The organism is Micromonospora sp. WMMD558, from assembly GCF_049315255.1.
Lineage (GTDB): Bacteria > Actinomycetota > Actinomycetes > Mycobacteriales > Micromonosporaceae > Micromonospora.
Genome location: NZ_CP186061.1, coordinates 6,050,112 through 6,066,784 on the forward strand (window position 1 = coordinate 6,050,112; position 16,673 = coordinate 6,066,784).

General features: G+C 68.5%; 15 protein-coding genes and 1 pseudogene. 6 read left to right on the forward strand and 10 right to left on the reverse strand.

Annotated features, from left to right (window positions below):
* The first annotated feature begins 74 nt into the window (after positions 1-74).
* Positions 75-338, forward strand: a complete 264-nt coding sequence (locus tag ACN26Y_RS28620; protein WP_422733891.1) for a hypothetical protein — start codon at positions 75-77, stop codon at positions 336-338.
* 186 nt (positions 339-524) lie between these two features.
* Here ACN26Y_RS28620 and ACN26Y_RS28625 read toward each other — a convergent pair whose 3' ends face one another.
* Positions 525-896, reverse strand: a complete 372-nt coding sequence (locus ACN26Y_RS28625) for a hypothetical protein (protein WP_422733892.1) — start codon at positions 894-896, stop codon at positions 525-527.
* A gap of 346 nt (positions 897-1,242) precedes the next feature.
* Positions 1,243-1,623, reverse strand: a complete 381-nt coding sequence (locus ACN26Y_RS28630) for a YbaB/EbfC family DNA-binding protein (RefSeq protein WP_422733893.1) — start codon at positions 1,621-1,623, stop codon at positions 1,243-1,245.
* A 193-nt stretch (positions 1,624-1,816) separates the two neighbouring features.
* On the opposite strand from ACN26Y_RS28630, the gene ACN26Y_RS28635 reads away from it, so the two are divergent.
* The 5 genes from ACN26Y_RS28635 (at position 1,817) to ACN26Y_RS28655 (ending at position 4,225) form a co-directional block, all read left to right on the forward strand.
* Positions 1,817-2,140 (forward strand): PE domain-containing protein, encoded by a 324-nt coding sequence (locus ACN26Y_RS28635; RefSeq protein ID WP_155331494.1) that lies wholly within the window; start codon positions 1,817-1,819, stop codon positions 2,138-2,140.
* Positions 2,141-2,145: 5 nt separating this feature from the next.
* Positions 2,146-2,640 carry a hypothetical protein gene (locus ACN26Y_RS28640; RefSeq protein WP_422733894.1) on the forward strand — a complete coding sequence of 165 codons (495 nt, stop codon included), beginning with the start codon at positions 2,146-2,148 and terminating at the stop codon, positions 2,638-2,640.
* A 151-nt stretch (positions 2,641-2,791) separates the two neighbouring features.
* Complete coding sequence (locus ACN26Y_RS28645; RefSeq protein WP_422733895.1) at positions 2,792-3,259, forward strand: DNA/RNA non-specific endonuclease; 468 nt, start codon at positions 2,792-2,794, stop codon at positions 3,257-3,259.
* Positions 3,260-3,270: 11 nt separating this feature from the next.
* Complete coding sequence (locus tag ACN26Y_RS28650) at positions 3,271-3,606, forward strand: immunity protein YezG family protein (RefSeq protein ID WP_422733896.1); 336 nt, start codon at positions 3,271-3,273, stop codon at positions 3,604-3,606.
* Between the two features lie 37 nt (positions 3,607-3,643).
* Positions 3,644-4,225 carry a DUF6368 family protein gene (locus ACN26Y_RS28655; RefSeq protein ID WP_422733897.1) on the forward strand — a complete coding sequence of 194 codons (582 nt, stop codon included), beginning with the start codon at positions 3,644-3,646 and terminating at the stop codon, positions 4,223-4,225.
* Positions 4,226-4,765: 540 nt separating this feature from the next.
* On the opposite strand, the pseudogene ACN26Y_RS28660 reads toward ACN26Y_RS28655, so the two are convergent.
* From ACN26Y_RS28660 to ACN26Y_RS28695, 8 genes and pseudogenes are all read right to left on the reverse strand, one after another.
* Positions 4,766-5,000, reverse strand: a pseudogene (locus ACN26Y_RS28660) (50S ribosomal protein L9); the annotation flags it as partial.
* A gap of 188 nt (positions 5,001-5,188) precedes the next feature.
* A complete protein-coding gene (locus ACN26Y_RS28665) occupies positions 5,189-5,518 on the reverse strand; it encodes a hypothetical protein (RefSeq protein WP_422733898.1) in 330 nt (109 codons plus the stop codon).
* A gap of 14 nt (positions 5,519-5,532) precedes the next feature.
* Positions 5,533-8,511 carry a CHAT domain-containing protein gene (locus ACN26Y_RS28670; RefSeq protein WP_422733899.1) on the reverse strand — a complete coding sequence of 993 codons (2,979 nt, stop codon included), beginning with the start codon at positions 8,509-8,511 and terminating at the stop codon, positions 5,533-5,535.
* Positions 8,512-8,948: 437 nt separating this feature from the next.
* Positions 8,949-10,880, reverse strand: a complete 1,932-nt coding sequence (locus ACN26Y_RS28675) for a hypothetical protein (RefSeq protein WP_422733900.1) — start codon at positions 10,878-10,880, stop codon at positions 8,949-8,951.
* Between the two features lie 4 nt (positions 10,881-10,884).
* Positions 10,885-11,373 carry a hypothetical protein gene (locus ACN26Y_RS28680; protein WP_422733901.1) on the reverse strand — a complete coding sequence of 163 codons (489 nt, stop codon included), beginning with the start codon at positions 11,371-11,373 and terminating at the stop codon, positions 10,885-10,887.
* Between the two features lie 605 nt (positions 11,374-11,978).
* The gene (locus ACN26Y_RS28685) at positions 11,979-14,042 is read right to left on the reverse strand and encodes an AfsR/SARP family transcriptional regulator (RefSeq protein ID WP_422733902.1); all 2,064 of its coding nucleotides are present in this window, start codon (positions 14,040-14,042) and stop codon (positions 11,979-11,981) included.
* A 21-nt stretch (positions 14,043-14,063) separates the two neighbouring features.
* Positions 14,064-15,920 (reverse strand): Hsp70 family protein, encoded by a 1,857-nt coding sequence (locus ACN26Y_RS28690; RefSeq protein WP_422733903.1) that lies wholly within the window; start codon positions 15,918-15,920, stop codon positions 14,064-14,066.
* Between the two features lie 105 nt (positions 15,921-16,025).
* On the reverse strand, positions 16,026-16,373 hold the full coding sequence (locus ACN26Y_RS28695; RefSeq protein WP_422733904.1) for a hypothetical protein: 348 nt from the start codon (positions 16,371-16,373) through the stop codon (positions 16,026-16,028).
* Positions 16,374-16,673: the final 300 nt, after the last annotated feature.

The window sequence follows — 16,673 nt, forward strand, 5'->3', positions numbered from 1 at the left end:
CGGAGGATGGCCAGTCCCGCTCCGCACCGCGCTTCGGCGGGGGCAGCAAACTCGTCGCTGAGGTCCCCGCCTCCGTGCCTGAACGCCGTGCCTGGATCGCCATCTACCCGATCCGGCCCTCCGCCCCCGCCAGCGAGAAGCAGGCATTTAACCTGTTTCACCGCGAGTTCGAAGCCAGCTACATCGACAACGACTGGTGCACTGGGCCAGGTGACGGCATGATCGACCTGCGGGTCGCGCAGGTTCAAGACGAGGACGAGTTGAACGAGCTGCTCGTCAGTTGGGGCGTCGACCCGGGCCAGCTCACCTACGTCCATCGGACCGACTACCCCGTCTGAGGCGAGCCGACAGCGTCCCTGCTTTGCAAAGATCAAGACTTCTGTCGGCCAACGTCGGTAATCGCCGTTGAGCTGCTCGTTCTGTCGCCTCCGGTCGGCCTCTGACCGGTTGGGTCGGCTGGCTTGGCTGTACGGATGGCTGTACAGCCAAGCCCGGAACCCTCGCCCTCGGCCCGTGATGGCGACCTACAGCTCCTCAGGAGCGGGCCGAAGTAGACCTAGCTGCGGGTCGAAGCAGACAAGGCCATGCTCAGCGGCAATTCGTGCCGCACCGGCCGACACTTCCTCACAGCGGCTGTACACCATCGGGAAGTAGATGATTGGTCCCGATGCCTCCTTGATCAGTGGCCCCGTCGACCACGGGCTCCGCTCCTCGTCGTCGTCCTCAGTGAGGTCGATCCACCGCTCAAGTAGGGCCTCGACGTAGGCTCGTATGCGCGGCGTCGGCGGAATCTCACCTTGACCGATATACCTCTCGTAGAGCGCCTTGAAGGTGGTCAGCGCTGCGGCGTTGTCAGCGGGCCTGTCACCTTCCCACACCGCCAAGTCGTAACTCATGCGCCGGAGTGTGCCAGCCAGCAACGACATGTCGCGCAGCGACTATCGGGCGAGTGGTGGAAAACGGATCTCCTCGTCGGGCAGTCGTAGACCGCCCAGCCCGCCCGGCCGGGGACAAGGTGGAGCGCCTTACCGGACGAACGATCATGGCGCGAGCGGCACCGCGCTGACGCGCACCCGCGCCCTGCGGGGCGCCGAGGACTTGCGTGGTCATCGACCGGAGTAACGGCTGTGAATCTGGCCCCAGCTTTCGCCGAAGCGCCGCCGGTCGGCTCAACCTCTCGCCACGACTCGTCTCTGGAGTGGCCCGCCCGCCACCAGCTGGGAGACGTCCCCGCCCTTGAGGTTACTGTCGCGATGCGCGGGCGGTGGCGTCCTGCTGGGCGCGGGTCATGGCGTCCACGAACGAGCGCATCTGCGGGACTGCGGCCTCCTGGACCTGCTTCAGTTGCGCCATCATTTCCGACAGGTCCACCGCCGGCGCACCATGGCCGCGTTGGGCCTGCTGCTCGTCCAGGGCCGCGTTGACCGCCTCGACGATCGCGGCGGCGACGCGCTCCATCGGCAGTCCTTTCAGCCCCGGATCGAGCATCAGCGCGGCGAGCCTCCCGTCCGTGCCCAACTCGGCCTCGACCCAGCCGTTCGCCGCGCTCGTGCGCACCGGCTCCGCGCCGCCGGTGGCTGCTTCCTGCACCTTGCCGGCGGCGGCGATCACCTGGTCCAGCATCTCGGCGAAACCCTCACTGCTCGGACGCATCCCCGCTCCCCTTGTCCCGTCGGCCGCCCTTGAGCGTACGAACATGCCACACGCCCGGCGGACCCGCACCCAAGGGCCACAAGGGACAGTGTGCCTGCTCTGCCTTTGAGGCCGGCCGATAGAATCCGTGCCGCCACAGTCCGTCACACGATCGGGGGAACGGGTGCCAGGCTTCGACGTGCAACCGGAGGCGATTCTCACCGCCGGCAACAACCTCGCCACCAGCGGCGAGGATTTCCTGGAGCAGTTGGCGGCGTTCGAGGCCGCCACCGCCGCCTACGACGGCGCCTGGGGCGACGACACCATCGGCACCTACATCGGCACCGCCTACGTCGCCGTCGCGCAGTGGGCGCTCGACTGCTGGCACACCGTCGCCGACGAGCTGGCCGCCGCCGGCGACGACCTGGTCGGCGTGGCGGAAGCCTACGAACGGGTCGAGGCGGACGCCTTCGCCGCGTTGAACGCGCTCGGCGAGAGCCTCGGCTGACCGGCATGGGACTGCAGCTACCGGGTGAACTGGTGTCCATCCTGGGCATGCTCGGCTACGACTGGCCCACCTCGGACGAGGAGCGGTTGTTCCAGCTCGGGCAGTTGTGGGTGGAGTTCGCGCCGAAGATGGAAGCCGCGGGAGCCGCGGCCCTCGCCTCAGCCTCCACCTACTTTGCGAACAACCAGGGCGAGGCGGCCCAGGCTTTCCAGGCGTGGTGGAACGGCGCCGACAGCCCGGCGAACGCGCTTGCCCAGGGCATCCCCGGCGCCTCCCTCGTCGGGGCCGGGATCATGGTCTGCGCCGGCGTCGTCCTCGCCCTCAAGATCCAGGTGATCGTGCAGTTGGCGATCCTTGCCGTGCAGATCGCCCAGGCCATCGCGACCGCCGCCGTGACGTTCGGCGCCTCACTCCTCGAAATCCCGGTCTTCAAAATGATCACCTCGCTGATCCTCGACCAGCTCATCGCCATGGCCGTCGACGCGGTGCTCAATGGTTAGAAGCAGGCGAGGCAGCGGACGGCGTGCGACCCCGGGCGGCGCACCGAACGCCCGCGGACCGATCGGCGCTGCCGGACGAGTCATCCCCGCCCCACGCACCCGCGCCCGGATCGACTTCAACGCCGGTCAGCCCGGAGCGTGGAACCGCACGGTGAACCGGCGCAAACTCCAACCCAACACGACCTACGTGGAACGCACCACCGGCTACACCTACAAGACCGACTCCAAGGGCCGGGTCACCCACTTCAGCGGACGTCTCCAGGCGGTGGACGGACACCGCAACGCCTACCAGCAGCGCGTCGCCGGCAGGCCGTTCCGCAAGTCGACCGACCAGGGCGGCCACCTGTTCGCCCACATCTTCCGCGGTCCCGGCGAACGCATCAACCTCGTGGCGATGGACTCCAACCTCAACCTGTCCGCCTGGAAACGGATGGAGAACAGGTGGGCGCGGGCCCTGGACCCGGACCACCCCGCCCCCGGCGCCGGCTCCCAGACCGTCCGGGTCGAGGGCCGGGTGCACTACGATCCGAACTCAGCATCAACCCGGCCGACCGCGTTCACCATCACCGAACAGATCGACAACGGCCCCAAACGCACTCACCGATTCCGAAATCCATGAGAGGTGCCGTCGTGCCTGACGGTCGTGACAGCGACATCATCACCCGCATCGGGCAGATCCTGCTGTCGGTCCTGCCCGACAACGCGGAAACCATCATCGTCAACGGCGAAACCGACGTCGACTACGCCAACGCGTCCCTGGAACTTCGGGGGCCCGACGGCAAAGCGTTCTACTTCGCGTGGGACGACAACCCCGACGAAGCCGTCGACGAGATCACCGACCTGCTCATCGACCTGCGACAGGTGGTGATCGAAGACGGCAGCGACCCCTGGTACGGGTTCACCATGGCCGTCCAGCGTGACGGCGCCTTCGAAGTCGACTTCTCCTACGAGCCTCCCACCGACTAAGGGATGTCCGACGGCGTCGATGGCCGCTGGGGGTGACATGTCGGGACCGGCAGTTGGGCTATGGCTCTTTGAGCGACGTGAGTGCCAGGACGTGCTCGCCGACGTGATCCCATGGTTGGAGAGCTTCTGCGAGCCGGTCGAGACGAGGGTTGGCAACGACCTGGACTTTTGGGTGCGGGACGGCTCAGCTGTGGGACTTCCTGCGTTCGATCAGACCGGCGTCGGTGTGTTCTTTCTGGCGGAGGACGAGGAGATTCCGGCGGAGGACGAGGATTACTCGGCGCTCCCGAAGCCACCGGTACAGGGGCTGGTGCTCGGTGCCGGCTGCTCGGGCCCGGTGAATCACCTGCTGCTCGGTCACCTCGCGCTTGCGCTCGCCAACCGCTTCGACGCGTTGATCGACTTCGACGGAATTCTGGGCCACCCTACCCCGGGCGATGGCACGGACCGTGACGCGTGCTTGAACCATGCGAGAGCACTGGTTGCGTCTCTCCCGGGAAGCGTCGCGGAGGTGTCGTACGACACCGGGGGCGGAGGGCGGTGGTGGTTGCGGCACGTCGGTGACGCAGAGTTCCTGGCCGCCTGGCTCAGGCATCCAGCTTTCCATCTGGTCAAGTAGCGCCTGTCACCCGCTCAGCGGGACAGGACACGTCGCCGTGTCTCGCAGCCGCAGAAGCAGCGACGCGATGACCACGCAAGCCCGGTGGTGCGCAGCTAGTTTGTCGAACCTGGTTGCAACAGCCCGGAACTGCTTCAACCGCGAGCCACCGTGTAAGTGCCTACGGCGGTCACCGAAAAGAACGGACGACGGAGCCGGCACAACGTCGGGGTCTTCCTGATCGAATCGCATGCCGAGGAGGCGTTGCGGCTGGTCGAACCCCACGTGCGGAGCTGCTCGGTCGAACCTCTCCCGACGGTGCTGTAGCGGGCCGCTGGCGGCGAGGTACAGGTTCCGAACGCGACGAGGCGCTCGCCTCTTCAACCTGACGTGGTGGGACGACCGCCACTCGTACTGGATATTGGTGCCCGCGAGGCGCCAGCCGGCCCGACCGCGCACTATCTGCGGCAGATGTGCGCACGGGTATCCGGATCACTGCGATGGCAGCAGCTGCGAAACAGACGAGCAGGCGTCAATCCCGATAGAAGGTGCTGCAAGCTCACGACCGCGGTTGCCAGAATGCTCGCTCAGCGTGACCTTGAGCCGGACAGCTGCTCCTTGAGCTCGTTGCTTGGCCCAGTCGAGATCTCACGGGCCTCGCGGGCCGCTTGATGACGGCGAGTAGTCTACTGGATCGCGAAACGCTGGGGCAGCAGGTAGTTGCGGCCGTAGTCATTCTTGACCTCGACGAGTGTCGCCGGGCGCCAAGACCTGACACCTCCTGGGAGGATGGAATTCATGTCGCTGACTTTCCTCAGCGCGCCGTCGCCGTACATGGCAGGAGCGCCGCGGGACGCGGCGCGTATAGCAGTCAAGGGCACACTGGCCGACAGCCTCTACCGGCAGGTCGTGTCGGCAACTACGCCGACCTGCTCGACGCTCAGGGCGGTGGGAGGGTAGCAGCAGTCACGCGTCGCCTGGGACTCAGAACCGGCTGGCGGCGTAGTCGACGAGTTCGGTGACCGGCCTGGTTTTTCCCCGACGCGTGCGTCCGGTGGGCGCGGTCGCCCTGACCGCGCTAGAGAACAGCAGCGGGAAGGCAGCACCCAGCACGGCTACGGTGAATGCGCGCTGCGGCTCCTCCCAGCCGAGCAGCGCGGCACCGCCGCCGAGCAGCGTGTAGATGACCGAGACGGCGGCCTCGCCGCCAGTTGGGATGCTGCTCTTCTTGAGTGCGGGGGTGATGCGCAGCAGTTCGGCGATGAACGCGCCGAGGACGCCGAGGGCGATAGTTGGCCAAAGTCCAGAGATCACTGTGTTCCCTAGGGTTAGGCACCGAAGTGGATCAGGTTCGCCCAGAGGCTGGGCTCGTCGGGACGGGTTTCGCGGAGCCAGCGGATCGAGTGGTGCAGCGCGGTCTCGGCGTCCGGCGCGCCGTCCGCCCGCTGGCCGAGTTGCTCGTAGAAGCGCTTGGTCAGGTCGACGGCGACGGCGTCGTCGAGCGGCCATAGGGTGCCGACGACCTGTCGCCATCCGGCGTACTGGAGTGCCGCAGTCAGGGTGATGGCCTCGTCGGTGTTGGCGACGCCGGCGAGTGCGGTGTGGCAGGCCGACAGGAAGGCGAACTCGCCGCTGGTTGGCGCGGCGCGCAGCCGGGCGACGGAGAGCAGCTTGCCGTCTGCCAGTAAAAGGCCGCTGCGCGACGGTTTCTCCAGGTGGACAATGCCGTGGCAGCAGAAGTGGCTCCAAGAGGCGCGGGTCAGGGCGGCGAGCACCGCGGCGGGTGTCGCCTCGGAGGAGTCCAGCCACTCCGCTGGGCGATCGGCGCCGCTCACCACCGCGGCCGCCTCGGCCTTCGCTCCCTTGAGTTCCTGGCGGGGCAGGTCGCCGACCGAGACCACCACTAGTGACGCCGGCTTCGGGGGCCGGGGCGCACGGCTGTGCCGTAGCGCCGCCACGGTCGGGGTGTACGACGAGACTACGCGGTCCAACATGCCGGGCGAGCCGTCGCGCGGTTGCGCGGCGTGCAGCGGCAGGATCGCGAACAGCCCGGTGGGGCACCACCACAGCCGGGCCTGTGAGCTGTCGTCCAGCGCGTTGAGGACTGGCCGCCCAACCGCGTGCCAGAGCCAGTCGAGCAGGTCGGTCAGGTCCCGCTCCATGCTTCGAGCTCCCTCCAGCACCGACACCAGGTGTTGCCGAGCCCGCCGGACCAGCTCGGCCGGCCCGGCGTCGGGCAGCGGGACGACCTCGACGCCGGCCGGGGTCACCACAAGAGCGTCGCAGCGCCACATGCTCGCGTTGATGACCACGATCGGGCCGTCGGCCGTCGCGTCCCGGATCGTGCTCGCCGACGGTGTGCCGAGGAAATCAGTGAACCGCGGATCGGTCCGGATCTCGTCGACCAGGGCCGTAATCTGGTCTGAGAGGGCGGCCCGGCGGGCGACGTCGCCGCCGTCCGCGCGCAGTTCACCGAACAGTTGTTCCAGCTTGATGGCCGCTGCGGGCCGCTGGTCGTGCAGGTCGGCGAGGTCGCTGTTGAGGTTCAAGGTCTGCGACCAGAGCACTGCCCTGCCGCGTTCCAGCAGCTCCAGCGCGCGTTCCGGCCGGTCGGCGGCGACTGCGCAGGCTGCTGCGTCGTTTGCCAGGTGGGGCCAGTCCGCCATCCGGTGCTCGCTGTCCTCCGCCGCCGATCCGGCCCAGGTCAGCTCGGTGAACAGGTCGACCGCGGCGGTGTACGGCTCGAGTGCAGCGGGGACATCGTCCGACTTCATCAGCGCTTGCGCCCACATCCGACAGGCCAGCAGGCGCACCTCCGTCCGTGCGCTCGTCTCGGCGCTCGCTGCCCGCCACAACGCGATGATCTCGGACAGCGGTGCCCGGCCTTCGCGCTGAAGGGCCCAGCCCAGCGCGGTGAGTGCCCTGGCGTCCACGGCTCCGCGGTCGCGGGTCGCATCGGCGGCCTCCCGAGCCAGTCGTACCGCCTCCGTGACGTCCTCGGTCCGGCCGGTGAGCTCATGGCGGCGCAGCAGCATGGACGACAGGTTGCACTGGTAGACATCGCGCTCGTGGTGCCCCACGGGCAGCATGTCCACCGCCTCCCGGGCCAGCCGGATTGCCTCATCGATCTGCCGGGTATCCCGCCGCTTCGCCCGGCGTTGCCGTAGCCCGGCCCACAGCGCGGAGGTGGTTTCCTCGCCATTGGTGTCCGCAACCGACTCTGCGATCTCGGTGGCCATGTTCATGGCGAGCGCGGCCCGCTCGGGTCCACCCCCACCGATGCCGGCCAACGCGGCGCGGTGCAGCCGCTGGGCCTGCCGGGCATGCTTTGCGTCGCCGGTGCGCTCGTGAGCGGCGGTGTAAGCGAGGGCCAGATTTGTCTCCACGCCGGCACGGGTCGCGGGATCCTCGACGCGGATAGTGCGAGCCCGCTCCGCGACGCCCAGCGCCTCGGTGAGATCGTCCTGCTGCCCGCGGTGATCGAACCGCGCCACCAGGCTCCGGATCAGCAAAGACATCGCCATGGCCTGCTCGTCCTCAGGCTCCGGGTACAGATCGATCGCGGTGCGGAGAGCCGACACCGAGCCGTCCAGGTCCTCCGGCTGTCGAGTGATGCCATAGCGCAGGTGGCACGCTGATCCAAGGAGGAACGAAGCGGTGCGCCGGTCGACCGACAGCAGGCTCCGGCACAGCTCCACCAGGCTGTCCGCGTCCTCCAGGCGTCTTGAGTGTTCCACTCGGTACTGTAAGAGGTGCGCGAGCATGGCGCCGTTGGACGGATCCTCCTGCAGCGACTCGGCAAGCAGGTCGATCGCCGGATCCAGCAGGCTGACGTCCCGGACTGCGGCGTACCACTCCCCTCGCAGGAGACCCACGGCGGATGCGACCATCGCCGGCGGCATCGCATCCAGGGCCTGCAGCTTTCGAAGGGCGAGGTCGGCCGCCTCCAGTTCCGAGACCGGCCCGCCGACCTCGTAGCAGCGCCGGTGCGCGAGATTCAGCTGCCACAATCCGAGAGCGCGGATCTCGTCGTCCATCTCGCCGTCGAGCGACTCGCGCATCAGGCCCGCTGCCTCGGCCGCGTCCTTTCGACTACGGGTCAACTCCGACCGTTCGATCAGGCCCTCGGCAAGATACGCGAGCAGCGCCCGGCGGGCCCCGTCGATCCAACCGTCGTTCTTAAGGAGAGCGCGAAGCTCAGCAATACCCTGTTCGATTTTAGGGAGGTCACGTTCCTTACGTCCGCGCTCGATGATCCGGCGCGCTGCCACCGCACGCTCACCTGGATCGATGGGCTGCCCCGCCATGCGCCCCCCCGCTCCTCGCCATCGAGACATCAGACGTTAAAGGGCTGACCACGTTGATCGGAAGCGACGATCGGCCGATCACCGATTTATCGAAGGGTGGAATCTGATCTTTCCTCAAGCGTGGTCCGGCCATCGACACGTCCGCAACGCCCTCCTGCTCGACATCCCAAGAGCCACCCTCGCCGCTTCCGGGGCCACCTTCAACCTGCCGTGAAGCGCCACGCCTGGCCGGCATGATCACGTGCACTCGATTCGGCATGAGCGGATGCAGCCACGGCTCCGTTCGCGGTCGTCACGCCATTAGTCCAGCGTTTGGTCCTCGGCCTGCCGCATCACGTGAACTGAGTCGCCAAGCGGTCGATCACCTGCGGGTGCGCCGTAACGACCGTCGCCCTTGAGGCACCCGTTGTCCGTCGAGGTCGTGGGAGTCGACGCTTTCAATCTGTCCTCACATCGGTCGAAGGAGCTGTGGTGCGGCGTGGTGCGCCGATGAACCACAGCGCCAGCCACCTCAGCGCGCCAATGACCGTGCGGATCGTTCGTTCTGCTACCGCACGAGTGCTCTGGTACGTGGAGAGATAGAAGTTGAGATACAGCACCGACGGTAGGAGAGCAGCGGTGAACAGGATGACGACGGCTGCTGGCCGGTCCGCGAGGCCGCCGGTCGGTGTGGTGACCTGCAGAGACCAGACCATCCCGGTGGTGAAGATCAGGCTCGCGGCGAGGTTTGGCAATAGGCCGCCCCTACTGGTGACGGGCAGTGTGAGTATCGCGGCAGCGGCGAGACCCCACGGCCATAGCCGTAAGTCGGGAGCGTCGAGAAGGTCGCGCAGGGACAGCGATACGGCGACGTACCAGACCGCTCCGCCGACCAGCCATGGGCACCAGGGCCGGAACCAGGTGCGCGGGATGATACGTAACTTGCCTCCGTCGACTGGGTCGGAACCTACCAGGTTCGAGGTTTCGGACCGGATCCCGCTCAGCTTCGCGAGCCGAAGCAGGTGTGGTTTGCTCAGAACCGTTGGGCTCACCCGGTAAGCAGACCGGTCTCGGTCGACGTAGGAGTGGATGTGGTCGGCGAACTCCAAGATCCAGGTGAGCGACACGAAGAGCACGCCGAGGCCCCAGCAGGCGACCAGCATCCAGCCGAGCGAGACGTTCCACGTCGGCCCACCCGCGGCCCACCATCCGAGCACGAACCGAACCGGGTATCCGACACCGACCACTCCGAGTGTCAACAGCAGGTTCGGCCACGTCGAGTGGCTGGCAAGCCGAGCGGCGTGCCGAATCGTCTCGTATCCGATGCCCACGCCATAGATCAAGAGCACTGCAATCAACAATACGAAATCCGCGCGAGACACCCGCGACTCGCCCGGCCAGTCGAGCGCAACGACCCAGCCCACCACGATCATGCGCAGAAGCATTGCTAGCAGCGATGCCGGGACGCTCGCCGCACCGCCTGGCAGTCGGCCCCGCTGGGCGCTGCTCGGCGCCTGCGCATCTTCAGTGATGCCCCGAATGTCGTTCCACTGGTACCGAGATTGGTAGACGAGCCACTCGACGGCGATGACGAAGAGCACCAATGCGCCGGTGGCCGGGGCCGACCGCCCGTCCCGACCGGCTATCAGCGCGACGGCGATGCCGGCTACCACGAACAGCCCCTTGACAAGGTCGTCCGGCCGGGGCAAGACCAGGTATCTGATGAGATTCGTGCTGCGGGCTGGCGTAAGCGAATTGCTAGGCAGCATCGACCCGGTTCGTCGTCGGTTGGCCAGCGCGACGTGCCGATGGAAGAAGGAGCGCCCGTACAGGTTAGTCCGAACCGTGTCGGTGAAGATCGTCAGCGCCCCGCCGCCATACACGACCGCCATGACGATCTGCCAGGGCGGGGTAAGCCAGAGAGCAAGGAACAGGGTTAGGCCACCGAACACCAACCACAGGGCCACGAAGATCAACAGTGCCATGAATCTGCCGAACCCCCGGCCCCTGGCCAAGGTGGTGTACGAGACCGTGAGCTCGGCGTAACTCAGCGGTTGCAGCGCGGGATAGTCAGCCAAGTCCCGCAGTTCCAGGTGGCTGCGAATCTCCCGTTCCAGCGAGCGCAGGTAGAAACTGCGCAGCACAGCCAGTGCACCCGTCAACTGGCCGAACGCCAGAATGCACAAAATGATCAGCGGCGCGCCAGCAATCAGTGGGGGCGGTACATGCTTGCCGGCGGCGACCTCATTCGCGAGCGCTCCAAGCAGGGCCACGCCCGTCAGGGCGAGGGCAACCACCGACCCCTGTACGGCAGCGAAACTCCGTTCGTCATCGCGGGCTTCGCTGTAGTCCAGCATCAGGGCGTCCAGCGTGCGGTTGGCGGTCGACATCCGGTCACCTGCCCACAAGCAACAGGGGCGCCGCCACCCGGTCCGCAGCCCGCAGTGCACGTGGCCAAGGCGGGCTCGCGCCGCGCCACTTCAACCAAGCAAAGTCGGCCGGCAGCCGGCGGGCCAGCAGGCCGTCGAGCAGCAGCAGGTCACCGGCCACCAACGGGCGCTCGCCCAGCTGGCCGAGGTGACATCGGGCGGTGCGGGGCTTACGGGCTGCACTGATCAGGCGCACGGTCACGTCCAGCGGGCTGAAGCGCGTGGAGTTGGTGCACAGCCGAACGGTGCATTGCGGGAACGCCGGATCTTGCCACATGACCATCCGGGCCGCCAGCACCTCGGCCGGCTCAGACCAGTGAACAAGCCACGGTTCTACGTCCAAGATCAGGTCAGTCGTCCGGTGTTCGTGTATATACCGGCGTAACTCATCCATGTCGCGCATCGGGACGACGCGCATATTCCGACCGCCTATCCGCCACCGCTTCGTGGACATGAGCTGGTCCTCACTGCCGCTGGGTTATAACGCCGCGCTGGCAGATACGGTATGTAACGCAAGCAACATTATGCGGGCTGCATCGCCGACCTGGCCGCTTGGACCCGCCAGCTCGGCCTGCACGACCAGCCCAATCTCGCTCAGCACGGATGACCTTGTTGGCGTCGGCGAAGCCCTGGCCTGCCGCCCCACCGACAGCATCAACGACAGCGGCCTTGGCGACCCTCGGGAACGCTCGGTGGGCCAACTCGACGGCCCCACATCGTGCTCCGAGGTCCGGTCGGGCGTCCTGGGCGCGTTCCGCAGGCGGCCCCTGTGGCGGCCCCTGGATGGTGCCACACTAGCCCTTACCTCGGCGCACCCGAAATGCGGCGAATGTGCGGGGCATCGCACAGGTAGCTGACGTCGGCCGTGAGATGCGTCAGTAGTCGAACAGCGAGGGACCGTGTTCGCGCTCGCGGTTGGACGTCCGGTCATCGGCAGCAGCGGATACAGCGACCGGCGGATGCCGTGTCGCTGGCTACGGACCACGTTGACCTATGGCTATGCGGGTTGAGCCGACGCCGATAGGTGCGGTGGTACAGGGAGGAGACCTATTGCGACAGCTACCGGCGGTACATCGGCTCCGCGCCATTCTGCAGCCCGGGATGGCGGACGTCGGCGGGTGCGAGTCCTGCGGCGGAGAGACGCTGGGCGTAGGTGTCGGCCAGTTCGGCGGCGTTGTCGTGGTCGCCGAGAGCGGTCAGGATCCCGATCGCCCGCTGGTGCAGGGCTTGGTTGTACGGGTCGACGCGGATGCCGGCTTGAAGGAGGTCGAGGGCGCGTCGCGGGTTCGGCTCGGCGGCGGCCAGAGCCGCGTAGGCGTCCAGGATGTGACGGCGGGTGGCCTCCCGGGCGGGGTCGAGCCAGGGCCAAGGGTGGCCGGCGGCGAGGTCGCCGGTGTAGGCGTCGACGACTGCTTGCCACGCGGCGGCCGGGTTGGTGAGGGCGGTGGCGGCGTGCGCGGCCAGGGTGCGCAGTCGCCAGAGGTCGACATCCAGGTGCGCGGGGTGAAGGCGGTAGCGGTTGTCGGTGTGGTCGAGGACGGCGAGGCCGCCGGCGGCTCGCAGGGTTGCTCGGAGGTCGCTGAGTGTGGTGTAGAGGCGGCCGGTGAGCCGGTGGGCGGGCAGGCCGGGCCAGATCACTTCGACGAGCTGTCCGGTGGTGGCGCCGTCGGGGTGCACGGCGAGGAAGACCAGAACCTGTAGGGCGGCGTTGCGTCGGATCGGCACGGGCGTCCCGTCGGCGAGCAGTGTTGGTTCGCCGAGAACTCGCAGGTCGAGCGGGCCGGTGGTGGCATGCGGCGGTGGGTGGATTCGATGGGTCCCGGTTGTCTGGCGGGGAATGAGCTGTCGCTCGGGTGCCGCTACGGTGGCGGCCTGTGGAACGGCGCCGGGTCGCGTGTCGGGTGGGTGCGCTTGGGTGATCACGGTGAGCAGGTCGGTGGCGGCCGCCGGGTCGAGCACGCACAGCCGCAGCCCTGCGCGGTCGGGGTGACGCGGGTCGACCGTGTGGCCGGCGGCGTCGACATGCCAGATCGCGTCGGCGGTAGTGGCGCTAAGGATGATGGCGGTGCCGGTGCCGGCCGTCAGCGCCGCCGCGACCGGTCCGGACTGCGGTGAGGACTCAAGGATCAGCACCGGCCGGTCGGACGCGGCTGAGCGGTTGGTCTCCTCTCGCGTGGGGTCCTCGGCTGCGGGCGATGACGCGAGGATCGCCTCGGCGTTGTCCACTACCCGCACGCCGGGCAGTTCCTGTGCGGAGATGTCCGCGCCGAGGAGCATGGTCGCCGCGGTGCGGGTGATCACGAGGGGTGCTGCTGGCGCGGGGTGGCGCAGCCGGGTGAGGACGGTGGTGACCAGCATGCCTCTGGCCGCGTCGAGGGCACCCGGGCCTGTCAGGGCTATCCGGCCCGGGGGAAGCGACGCGATCGATCCCGCGGGCTGGTGGTGTGCGATGCCGGTGGCCGCGTCGGGCGGTGTGGAGGCGAGGGCGGTTTGGAGGTTGGTGACCGTGGCGGGCAACGGTGCCAGGTCGTCGCCGTCTCGTGCTCCGTCTGGTGGGTGGGGTTGGTAGGCGCGTCGGCGGCGCAGCCACACCAGTGCGGCTGCTGCGGCGATATGCTCGGCGGTCTCTCGCGGCAGCCAGCCGCCCGGTACCTCCACCCCGTTCGCGTCGCCGAGGTCGGGCGGGTGGGTGATGTCGGTGTCGGCTGGGTGGTCGAGGGTTGGGGCGGTCGCGGGCAGCGGATTCTCGGCTGCGGTGCCGGTCACGGCGGTGTGGGCGCCGGCGCTGAGCGCGGCGGCGCCGGCGACGCCGGTGGCGGTGGCCTGTAGCGGGGTGGGCAGCGGGAGTTTGCGGAGCCACCCTGCTGCTGCCCGGGCGCGGGCGGCGGCCCGGAGGGTGACCGTGGCGGCGAGCATCAACCAGATCACCCATGCCGTTGCGGTCACCGCGACGGTCAGGGTGTGCTCGGTCAGTGGTTGCTCTACCCACTGCCGTATGCCCGGCCAGTCGTCCGCCAGCCGACCGACGACTCTCGTCAGCACTATCGGCGGGAGGAGCAGGAGAAGCGCGAGGAGCAGCGTTGATACCGCCTGGCGGGGCCAGCGCATCTCACCCACCGCCATGACATGCGGGTGCGGTGGTGGTCATGGTGTGCGTACCGGCGGTCGGGTGGGGTGAAGGATGCGTGTCCACACCTGGCGGATCCACCACATCGCGACTGCGGCGGCGTAGATGACGCCGAGGATGCCGGATGCGGGGCGGCTGACGATCGCTGCGGTGATCACTGCGAGGGGGGCGGCGAGGATCAGCCGCAGCAGCGGGGTGGACACGACCGCTGTCACCACGCCGATGCCGAGGAGTAGGCCGCCGAGACGGCCGGCGGCGTCGATCCACAGCACCACTTCCGGCCATCGGGCTGCCGTCAGGGAGTACTGGATGAGTGCCATGCCGACAGCGGCGGTCACCACGGAGAGGGCCGGGAACGCCAGCAGTTGGGACCAGCCGCCGTGGGGGGTGCGCCACTGGCGGGCGGCGACCACCGCCATCACTGCGGCTATCACGACCACTGGCGCGATCGGCAGCAGCGTCCAGCGCAGGAACGGTGTCACCTCTTGGCCGATGTAGACGCTGCCGACCACCGCGTACAGGCCGGCCACCGCCACGCCCAGCGACGCCGACGCGAGGATGCCGGTGCCGACCTGCCCACCCGGGGACATCGGTTCGCCGCTGGTGTGGGCGGCGAGCGCGGAGGCGATCACGGTGCCCGCGCCGAGTGCGGCGACCAGGGCGAACACGGCGGCCATCGCGAGCTCGCCCCAGTTCAGTAGCGCCCACCGGTGCAGGAACCCGCCGTTCCATTCCGGGGTGAGCAGGAACTGCGTCACCAGGCCCAGCGAGGCGAAGCCCGGCACGGCGATGGCCACCGCTCGCCGCACCGGCGGCACCGGTGACTCCACCGTCTCCGTCTCGCCCTCGGCGCTTGCGCTGCCGGCGTCCGCTGCGCCGCGGGCGGCGGCCAGCGCCGGATCGGTGAGCACCGTCGGCGCCACCCCGACGCCTTCGGTGAGGGCCTTCTCCACTGCGGGCATGGCGGCCATGCCGCCTACCACGTAGAGGGGGGCGACATCGGCTGGCTGCAGTTCCGCCGCGGCGATCGCCTCCACAGTGAGGTGGGCGATGCGCTCCGCGACCGGCCGCGTGGCCTGCTCCAGCAGCGTCCCGTTCACCACCACTGCCGGCCCGTCCGGCAGCGGCACGGTCACCGCCGGATGCTCGGCGAGGGCGTGCTTAGCGGCGCGGACGCTGGCCAGCAGCGCCCACGGGGAGCCATCCGACACCGAACCGCTCACATCGCCGGTGAGTGCACTGGTCAACGCGTCGTCGACCGCGGACCCACCCGCGATCGGGTCGGCCAGGGTGGAGAGAACTTCGAACCCGGCCGGCCCGCGCCGCAGCACACTCACCTCCGCGCCGGCGCCCACGTCGCACACGACGACATACGAGCCGACCGGCAGCTGCACGCCCGTCGCGAGGAGATGGGTCGCTACGGCTATCGGCGCCTCCACCAGACGGGGCTGCGGCAAGCCGGCCCGATGCGCCGCGTGCCGGAACCAGGTGCGCCGTCGTGGCCCCCACCCTGCCGGAACGACCAGCCGCACATCGGCTACCTCGCCGCCGGCGACGTTCCTGGCGTGCTCGGCGACCTGCCGCAGCGTCGCCGCGACCAGATCCAGCTCCTCCACCTCGCCGCCGGCCACTGGCACCTGCTGCTCGATCGAGCGGCGCGGCGCCGGGATGAACCGCTCCGGCCGCGTCACGGCGGCCTGCCAGGCAGGCTGCCCCGTGACGATCCTGCCGTCCTCGGACAGGAACACCGCGCTGGACAACGCCGGTTCCGCACGGAACCTCAGCGGCTGCCAGGACCCGTCGGGCCACGCCAGCACCGCCGTCGTGCTGGCAGCACCCCAGTCGATCGCCAGCCGCGTCTCCCCCGACCGCATAGATCCCAGTCAAACACGACGATCACCGCATCGTCATCACACATCACTGACCGTGGTCGGCGAGGATGTGGACGCGTCCCGACGATCGTGGACTGGCGACATCCGCTAGCCGAGGCGCCGCCACTGGGCTCGCTCCTCAAGGAAGGCCTCGTGCTCAGCTGCCTCCCACTCCTGCATGTTCGGATACCGGTCGCCGCAGTACCGCCGCTCGAGATGCTCGATGAACAAGGCCCGCTCACGCTCGTCCGCCAGCCGAAGCCCGCGATCATGGCCTCCGGCCTGAAGCAGGCAACTGCCGTCGGGGTCGACCGTCGTGGTGATCTCGCCGCCCAGGGGATCGGGGAAACGCGCCGCAAGATACGCGAAGTAGATGTACCGGTAGTCGAACTCGCCCTGGTGCTGGTGGATCCAATTCAGCCACTGGTCCACCTGCGCCAACGTCCACGGCTCCATGGAATCCCTCCCCACAGCATGCTGATAGATCGATACTGATGCCCGGGTGCCACAGGACCAAGGAAGCCGGTGAACCCATCGGTGCGCCTCCGACACCGTCATGCCCGGGCCTGCTCGCCTCCAAGCTGGCCGTGCTCACACCACAGGTACAGAGCGGCTGCGTCCTCCATTGGCCGCCGAGTTATCCACAGTTGGCCCCTTCAGGGCAGCGCGCCCGCCGTGGTTGCTGATGAGGTACTCAAGGGCGTCACTCGCGGCGCCCGCAGGCGACGAGAGGACACGAGCATGAACAGGCGCGAC

Bases quoted from the DNA above. Each gene is read 5' to 3' on its own strand.
- ACN26Y_RS28625 (WP_422733892.1), bottom strand. From the start codon at position 896: ATGAGTTACGACTTGGCGGTGTGGGAAGGTGACAGGCCCGCTGACAAC.
- ACN26Y_RS28630 (WP_422733893.1), bottom strand. From the start codon at position 1,623: ATGCTGGACCAGGTGATCGCCGCCGCCGGCAAGGTGCAGGAAGCAGCC.
- ACN26Y_RS28640 (WP_422733894.1), top strand. From the start codon at position 2,146: ATGGGACTGCAGCTACCGGGTGAACTGGTGTCCATCCTGGGCATGCTC.
- ACN26Y_RS28655 (WP_422733897.1), top strand. From the start codon at position 3,644: ATGTCGGGACCGGCAGTTGGGCTATGGCTCTTTGAGCGACGTGAGTGC.
- ACN26Y_RS28670 (WP_422733899.1), bottom strand. From the start codon at position 8,511: ATGGCGGGGCAGCCCATCGATCCAGGTGAGCGTGCGGTGGCAGCGCGC.
- ACN26Y_RS28675 (WP_422733900.1), bottom strand. From the start codon at position 10,880: ATGTCGACCGCCAACCGCACGCTGGACGCCCTGATGCTGGACTACAGC.
- ACN26Y_RS28680 (WP_422733901.1), bottom strand. From the start codon at position 11,373: ATGTCCACGAAGCGGTGGCGGATAGGCGGTCGGAATATGCGCGTCGTC.
- ACN26Y_RS28685 (WP_422733902.1), bottom strand. From the start codon at position 14,042: ATGGCGGTGGGTGAGATGCGCTGGCCCCGCCAGGCGGTATCAACGCTG.
- ACN26Y_RS28690 (WP_422733903.1), bottom strand. From the start codon at position 15,920: ATGCGGTCGGGGGAGACGCGGCTGGCGATCGACTGGGGTGCTGCCAGC.
- ACN26Y_RS28695 (WP_422733904.1), bottom strand. From the start codon at position 16,373: ATGGAGCCGTGGACGTTGGCGCAGGTGGACCAGTGGCTGAATTGGATC.